Annotated in this window: 7 protein-coding genes; 4 read left to right on the top strand and 3 right to left on the bottom strand. The window is 61.0% G+C overall.

Annotated elements, in window-relative coordinates:
* Positions 1 to 792 (top strand): efflux RND transporter periplasmic adaptor subunit (locus DBR18_RS17020; RefSeq protein ID WP_108591175.1); only part of this gene is annotated, 792 nt, incomplete at its 5' end.
* 257 nt (positions 793 to 1,049) lie between these two features.
* Positions 1,050 to 2,579, top strand: coding sequence for a DHA2 family efflux MFS transporter permease subunit (locus tag DBR18_RS17015; RefSeq protein WP_108591174.1), 1,530 nt, complete (start codon positions 1,050 to 1,052; stop codon positions 2,577 to 2,579).
* 103 nt (positions 2,580 to 2,682) lie between these two features.
* Here DBR18_RS17015 and lpxH read toward each other — a convergent pair whose 3' ends face one another.
* A complete protein-coding gene (lpxH, locus tag DBR18_RS17010) occupies positions 2,683 to 3,435 on the bottom strand; it encodes a UDP-2,3-diacylglucosamine diphosphatase (RefSeq protein ID WP_108591173.1) in 753 nt (250 codons plus the stop codon).
* On the bottom strand, positions 3,432 to 3,938 hold the full coding sequence (locus tag DBR18_RS17005) for a peptidylprolyl isomerase (protein WP_007912469.1): 507 nt from the start codon (positions 3,936 to 3,938) through the stop codon (positions 3,432 to 3,434). The genes lpxH and DBR18_RS17005 overlap by 4 nt, the downstream gene beginning before the upstream one ends.
* A 251-nt stretch (positions 3,939 to 4,189) precedes the next feature.
* Here DBR18_RS17005 and DBR18_RS17000 point away from each other — a divergent pair, with 251 nt between their 5' ends.
* The gene (locus tag DBR18_RS17000) at positions 4,190 to 5,890 is read left to right on the top strand and encodes a glutamine--tRNA ligase/YqeY domain fusion protein (protein WP_108591172.1); all 1,701 of its coding nucleotides are present in this window, start codon (positions 4,190 to 4,192) and stop codon (positions 5,888 to 5,890) included.
* 21 nt (positions 5,891 to 5,911) lie between these two features.
* Positions 5,912 to 7,294 carry a cysteine--tRNA ligase gene (gene cysS, locus DBR18_RS16995; protein WP_108591171.1) on the top strand — a complete coding sequence of 461 codons (1,383 nt, stop codon included), beginning with the start codon at positions 5,912 to 5,914 and terminating at the stop codon, positions 7,292 to 7,294.
* 63 nt (positions 7,295 to 7,357) lie between these two features.
* Here the strand turns inward: cysS and DBR18_RS29370 are convergent.
* Positions 7,358 to 7,677, bottom strand: a 320-nt coding sequence (locus DBR18_RS29370; RefSeq protein ID WP_305891539.1) for an undecaprenyl-diphosphate phosphatase, incomplete at its 5' end; no start/stop codon positions are given.

Genomic DNA, 7,677 nt, shown 5'->3' with positions numbered 1-7,677 from the left:
GTGCAGAAGGCTCAGGACAACTACAACCGCCGGAAGAACCTCGCCGCTGGCGGGGCGATTTCCCAGGAAGAACTGTCCCACGCCCGCGACGACCTGACCTCGGCGCAAAACGCCCTGGCCAACGCCAAGCAGCAACTGAAAACCACCAGCGCGCTGGTCGACGACACCGTGGTGTCGTCGCACCCGGACGTGATGTCGGCGGCTGCCGATCTGCGTCAGGCGTATCTGACCAATGCGCGTAGCACCCTGATAGCGCCAGTCACCGGTTACGTCGCCAAACGCACCGTGCAACTCGGTCAGCGCGTACAGCCGGGCACCGCGCTGATGGCGGTGATCCCGCTGGATCAGCTGTGGATCGACGCCAACTTCAAGGAAACCCAGCTGCGTGACATGCGCATCGGCCAACCGGTGGACATCGAGTCCGACATCTACGGCAGCAGCGTGAAGTACAGCGGCACCGTCGACAGCCTCGGCGCCGGCACCGGCAGCGCATTTGCCCTGCTGCCGGCGCAGAACGCCACCGGCAACTGGATCAAGATCGTGCAGCGTGTGCCGGTGCGGATCCACATCAACGCCGAAGAACTGGCCCAGCATCCGCTGCGGGTCGGCTTGTCGACCAACGTTGAGGTGAACCTGCACGACCAGAGCGGCCCGGTGCTGGCCCAGCAACCGCCGCAAAAAGCCTCGTTCAGTACCAACGTCTACGACCGGCAACTGGCTGAAGCCGACGCGATGATTGCGCAACTGATCCACGACAACAGCGCTGCGGTGAGCAAGACCGCGCAACGCTGAATCTTTCCCCTGTGGGAACAGGTTCTCAAGGTGATGAGATTTACTGTGGTGAGGGGATTTATCCCCGATGGACTGCGCAGCAGGCCCGGCTTTTCTGAATCAAAAGAGGGGCCGCTTCGCGACCCATCGGGGATAAATCCCCTCACCACAGATGAACTTCCTCACACAGATGAGCTTCCTCATCACAAGGGCCTGTTCCTTATGGGCAACTGCTTCTTTAACAGACGCAGCGTCAACCCGGTTTCATAGGATTCACAATGAGCAATAACGCCTCTTTCACGCCGCCCAGCCTGTTGCTCAGCACCATCGGCCTGTCGCTGGCGACGTTCATGCAAGTGCTCGACACCACCATCGCCAACGTGGCCCTGCCGACGATCTCCGGCAACCTGGGGGTGAGTTCGGAGCAGGGCACCTGGGTGATTACCTCGTTTGCCGTGAGCAACGCCATCGCGCTGCCGCTGACTGGCTGGCTCAGTCGGCGCTTCGGCGAGGTGAAGCTGTTTCTCTGGGCCACCATCCTGTTCGTGCTGGCCTCGTTTCTTTGCGGTATCTCCACGTCGATGCCGGAACTGATCGGCTTCCGCGTGCTGCAAGGTCTGGTGGCCGGGCCGCTGTACCCGATGACGCAAACCCTGTTGATTGCGGTCTATCCCCCCGCGAGGCGCGGCATGGCCCTGGCGCTGCTGGCGATGGTCACGGTGGTGGCACCGATTGCCGGGCCTATTCTGGGTGGCTGGATTACTGACAGCTACAGCTGGCCGTGGATCTTCTTCATCAACGTACCGATCGGCATCTTTGCGGTGATGGTGGTGCGCTCGCAACTGGCCAAACGCCCGGTGGAAACCAGCCGTCAGCCGATGGACTACGTTGGGCTGATCTCGCTGATCGTCGGTGTGGGGGCGTTGCAGATCATCCTCGACAAGGGCAATGACCTGGACTGGTTCGAATCGAACTTCATCATCATCGGCGCGGCGATTTCGGTGATCGCGCTGGCAGTGTTCATCATCTGGGAAATGACCGACCAGCATCCGGTGGTCAACCTGCGGCTGTTCGCCCACCGCAACTTCCGCATCGGCACGCTGGTGCTGGTATTGGGTTATGCCGGCTTCTTCGGTATCAACCTGATCCTGCCGCAGTGGCTGCAGACGCAGATGGGCTACACCGCGACCTGGGCCGGTCTGGCGGTGGCGCCGATCGGGATTCTGCCGGTGCTGCTGTCGCCGTTTGTCGGCAAATATGCGCACAAATTCGACCTGCGCCTGCTGGCCGGGCTGGCGTTTCTGGCGATTGGCCTGAGCTGCTTCATGCGCGCCGAGTTCACCAACGAGGTGGACTTCCAGCACATCGCTCTGGTGCAGCTGTTCATGGGGATTGGCGTGGCGCTGTTCTTCATGCCGACCCTGAGCATCCTGATGTCGGACCTGCCGCCAAGCCAGATCGCCGACGGCGCAGGTCTGGCGACCTTCCTGCGCACCTTGGGCGGCAGCTTCGCCGCGTCGCTGACCACATGGATCTGGATCCGCCGCGCCGATCAGCACCATGCGTACATGAGCGAAAGCATCAGCACTTATGAGCCGGCGACCCGCGAGACGCTGAATCATCTGGGCGGCGCGAGCCAATCGGCTTACGCGCAGATGGATCAGATCCTCACCAGCCAGGCGTACATGCTCTCCACCGTGGATTACTTCACGCTGCTGGGCTGGGGCTTCATGGGGCTGATTCTGATTGTGTGGCTGGCGAAGCCGCCGTTTGCGGCGAAGGCCGGTCCGGCGGCGTCCGGACATTGATTGTGCGGTGATTGCTAAAAGATCGCAGCCTTCGGCAGCTCCTACATTGGAATGCGTTTCCCTGTAGGAGCTGCCGAAGGCTGCGATCTTTTGATCTTGGCTATTAGATGGTGGGAGCAGGCAGGGCCGGCGGCGGGGCGAAGTCGAACGGCGCCAGGGCATACCCGTTCTCATCCACCTGCAACGCCCAACCCTGGCGATCCCAGTCCCCCAGCACAATCCGCTTCGCCGCCTGCTCACCGAGCTGCAGCTTGTGGATCGCCGGGCGATGGGTGTGCCCGTGAATCAGGGTTTTCACCCCGTATTCCTGCATGATCCGCGGAATTTCCTCCGGCGTGACATCCACGATGTCATTGGCCTTCATCCGTGTCTGCGCGCGGCTTTCACTGCGCAGCTTGCGCGCCAGTTTGTGGCGGGTGCTCAGCGGCAGGTGGCGCAGGATGAACAGGGTAATCGGGTTACGCAGGTAGCGGCGCAGCTTCATATAGGCTTCGTCGCGGGTGCACAGGCTGTCGCCGTGCATCAGCAACACCGGTTCGCCATAGAACTGCACGACACTCGGGTCCTTCAACAGCGTGCAGCCGGCTTCTTTGCAGAAGGCCTTGCCGAGCAGGAAGTCGCGATTGCCGTGCATCAGAAAGATCGCCGTGCCGCTGTCGCTCAACTGGCGCAGGGCCTGGCAGATGGAACGCTGGAAGGGCGTCATGGCATCGTCGCCAATCCACGCCTCGAAAAAGTCGCCGAGGATGTACAACGCACTCGCCGAGCGGGCGCGTCCGGCGAGCAAATCCAGAAACGCCCGGGTAATGTCCGGGCGCTCCTCTTCCAGATGCAAGTCTGAAATCAGCAATATCACGCTTCGATGATCTCGGCTTTCTCGATGATCACGTCGTCTTTCGGCACGTCCTGGTGACCGGCCTTGGAAGTGGTGGCAACGCCTTCGATCTTGTCGACTACGTCGGTACCGGCAACCACTTTACCGAACACGGCATAACCCCAGCCCTGAGCGGTCTTGGCGGTGTGGTTGAGGAAGCTGTTGTTGGTGGCGTTGATGAAGAACTGCGCCGAGGCCGAATGCGGGTCCATGGTGCGGGCCATGGCCAGGGTGTACTTCTCGTTCTTCAGGCCGTTGTCGGCTTCGTTCTGGATGCTTGGGCGCTTGTCTTTCTTTTCCTGCATGCCAGGCTCGAAACCGCCGCCCTGGATCATGAAGCCCTTGATCACGCGGTGGAAAACCACGTTTTCGTAGTGACCGTTTTTAACGTATTCGAGGAAGTTGGCAGCGGTGATCGGCGCTTTTTCCGCGTCCAGTTCGATGACGATGTCGCCGTAGTTGGTGGTCAGTTTGACTTGAGTCATGATCGCTACTCTTTATAAGGAATTCGTGGTTTTCGGACACTGAGTACCGAAACCGGTTCAGCCTGCATCGGCCAAGGTGCGCAGTTTAGCGTGACAGGCGCGAATTTCGAGGCTGTTTTTCCAAAACCCTTCGATTAAATGCACTCCTTTATAGGCCGTGCTCTGTCAGCCCCTTGACAGCATCGGCTATGATAGCGGCTTTGTTTTGTCTGGCCCCCTTTGCGGCCGCGCACATGTAAGTCAAGGATCCTATGAGCAAGCCCACTGTCGACCCTACCTCGAATGCCAAGTCCGGCCCTGCCGTGCCGGTCAATTTCCTGCGGCCGATCATCCAGGCAGACCTGGACTCGGGCAAGCACACCCAGATCGTCACCCGTTTTCCGCCTGAGCCCAACGGCTACCTGCACATCGGCCACGCCAAGTCGATCTGCGTGAACTTCGGCCTGGCCCAGGAGTTCGGTGGCGTCACGCACCTGCGTTTCGACGACACCAACCCGGCCAAGGAAGACCAGGAATACATCGACGCGATCGAGTCCGACGTCAAATGGCTGGGCTTCGAGTGGTCCGGCGAAGTGCGCTACGCCTCGCAGTATTTCGACCAGTTGCACGACTGGGCAGTGGAGCTGATCAAGGCCGGCAAGGCCTACGTCGACGACCTGACCCCTGAGCAGGCCAAGGAATACCGTGGCAGCCTGACCGAGCCCGGCAAGAACAGCCCGTTCCGCGACCGTTCGGTGGAAGAGAACCTCGACTGGTTTGCGCGCATGCGTGCCGGTGAGTTCCCGGACGGCGCCCGCGTGCTGCGCGCCAAGATCGACATGGCCTCGCCGAACATGAACCTGCGCGACCCGATCATGTACCGCATCCGCCACGCCCATCACCACCAGACCGGTGACAAGTGGTGCATCTACCCGAACTACGACTTCACCCACGGTCAGTCGGACGCCATCGAAGGCATCACCCACTCGATCTGCACCCTGGAGTTCGAAAGCCATCGTCCGCTGTACGAGTGGTTCCTGGACAACCTGCCGGTGCCGGCCAACCCGCGCCAGTACGAGTTCAGCCGCCTGAACCTGAACTACACCATCACCAGCAAGCGCAAGCTCAAGCAACTGGTCGATGAAAAGCACGTCAATGGCTGGGACGACCCGCGCATGTCCACGCTGTCGGGTTTCCGCCGTCGCGGCTACACCCCGGCATCGATCCGCAATTTCTGCGAGATGGTCGGCACCAACCGCTCCGACGGTGTGGTCGACTACGGCATGCTCGAGTTCAGCATCCGTCAGGACCTCGACGCCAACGCCCCACGCGCCATGTGCGTGCTGCGTCCGTTGAAAGTCGTGATCACCAACTACCCGGAAGGTCAGGTCGAAAACCTCGAACTGCCGCGTCATCCGCAGAAAGAAGAGCTCGGCGTGCGCCAGTTGCCGTTCGCCCGTGAAATCTACATCGACCGCGATGACTTCATGGAAGAGCCGCCAAAAGGCTACAAGCGCCTGGAGCCGAACGGCGAAGTGCGCCTGCGCGGCAGCTACGTGATCCGCGCCGACGAAGCGATCAAGGATGCCGACGGCAACATCGTCGAACTGCGTTGCTCGTACGACCCGGACACCCTGGGCAAGAACCCTGAAGGCCGCAAGGTCAAGGGCGTGATCCACTGGGTGCCGGCGGCTGCCAGCATCGAGTGCGAAGTGCGTCTGTACGATCGCCTGTTCCGTTCTCCGAACCCGGAGAAGGCCGAAGACAGCGCGAGTTTCCTTGACAACATCAACCCTGACTCGCTGCAAGTGCTGACCGGTTGTCGTGCTGAGCCATCGCTGGGCAACGCACAGCCGGAAGACCGTTTCCAGTTCGAGCGCGAAGGCTACTTCGTTGCCGACATCAAAGACTCGAAACCAGGTCAGCCGGTATTCAACCGTACCGTGACCCTGCGTGATTCGTGGGGCCAGTGATTCTGCGTCAAGGAAATTAACGTGCTGACGATCTACAACACGCTCACCAAGAGCAAAGAAGTCTTCAAGCCGCTCGATGGCAACAAGGTGCGCATGTACGTGTGCGGCATGACCGTGTACGACTACTGCCACCTCGGCCACGGCCGCAGCATGGTCGCGTTCGACCTGGTGACCCGCTGGTTGCGGTTCAGCGGCTACGACCTGACCTACGTGCGCAACATCACCGATATCGACGACAAGATCATCAACCGTGCCAACGAGAACGGTGAGTCGTTCGAAGCGCTGACCGAGCGCATGATCGCCGCGATGCACGAAGACGAAGCGCGCCTGAACATCAAGAAGCCGGACATGGAACCGCGCGCCACGGATCACATTCCGGGCATGCATGCGATGATCCAGACCCTGATCGACAAGGGCTTCGCTTACGCTCCGGGCAATGGCGACGTGTACTACCGCGTCGCCAGATTCATGGGCTACGGCAAGCTGTCGCGCAAGAAGATCGAAGACCTGCGCATCGGCGCGCGCATCGAAGTCGACGAGTCGAAAGAAGACCCGCTGGACTTCGTGCTGTGGAAAGCCGCCAAACCGGGCGAGCCGAGCTGGGAATCGCCGTGGGGCGCCGGGCGTCCGGGCTGGCACATCGAGTGCTCGGTGATGTCCACCTGCTGCCTCGGTGAAACCTTCGACATTCATGGCGGCGGCAGCGACCTCGAGTTCCCGCACCACGAAAACGAAATCGCCCAGAGCGAAGCGGCCACCGGCAAGACCTACGCCAACGCGTGGATGCATTGCGGCATGATCCGCATCAATGGCGAGAAGATGTCCAAGTCCTTGAACAACTTCTTCACCATTCGCGACGTGCTCGACAAGTATCACCCGGAAGTCGTGCGTTACCTGCTGGTGTCGAGCCATTACCGCAGCGCGATCAACTACTCGGAAGACAACCTCAAGGACGCCAAGGGCGCACTCGAGCGTTTCTACCACGCGTTGAAAGGCCTGCCGAGCGTTGCTCCGGCTGGCGGCGAAGCCTTCGTTGAGCGCTTCACCACGGTGATGAACGACGACTTCGGTACGCCGGAAGCCTGCGCCGTGCTGTTCGAGATGGTGCGTGAGATCAACCGTCTGCGCGAGAGCGATCTCGATGCGGCGGCCGGTCTGGCGGCGCGTCTGAAAGAACTGGCCAGCGTGCTGGGTGTGTTGCAACTGGAAGCCGATGACTTCCTGCAAGCGGGCGCTGAAGGGCGTGTCGATGCGGCTGAAGTCGATGCGCTGATTGCTGCACGTCTGGCGGCACGCGCCGGCAAGGACTGGGCCGAATCCGACCGCATCCGCGACCAGCTCACCGCCATGGGCGTGGTGCTGGAAGACGGCAAGGGCGGCACGACCTGGCGTCTGGCTGACTGATTGCCTGATCCGTAAAAAAAACAAAACCCGCCGAGTGCGGGTTTTGTTTTTTCTGGCGGGGCCTTAGCTCAAGGCCCCGGTGCTGACCGCGACGATCAGGAAAATCCCCAGCACCGCGCGGTAAACCACAAACGGCCAGGTGGAGAATTTCTCCAGAAAGCGCATCAGGCCCCAGATCGCGAAGAACGCCGAGATGCTGGCGATCACCAGACCGAAAATCAGGTGCCCCCAAACGGCGGCGGGAAGGTCGGCATGGAACAACACCCACAACTCTTTCAGACCGGCGAGGGCGATCGCCGGCAGCCCGAGCAGGAACGAGAACCGCGCTGCTTCTTCACGCTTGAAGTTGAGAAACAATGCCGCCGTCAGCGTCGAGCCGGAGC

Origin of the sequence: Pseudomonas sp. HMWF021 (genome assembly GCF_003061005.1) — a bacterium.
Taxonomy (GTDB): domain Bacteria; phylum Pseudomonadota; class Gammaproteobacteria; order Pseudomonadales; family Pseudomonadaceae; genus Aquipseudomonas.
This window is presented reverse-complemented; position numbering and strand designations above follow the sequence as displayed.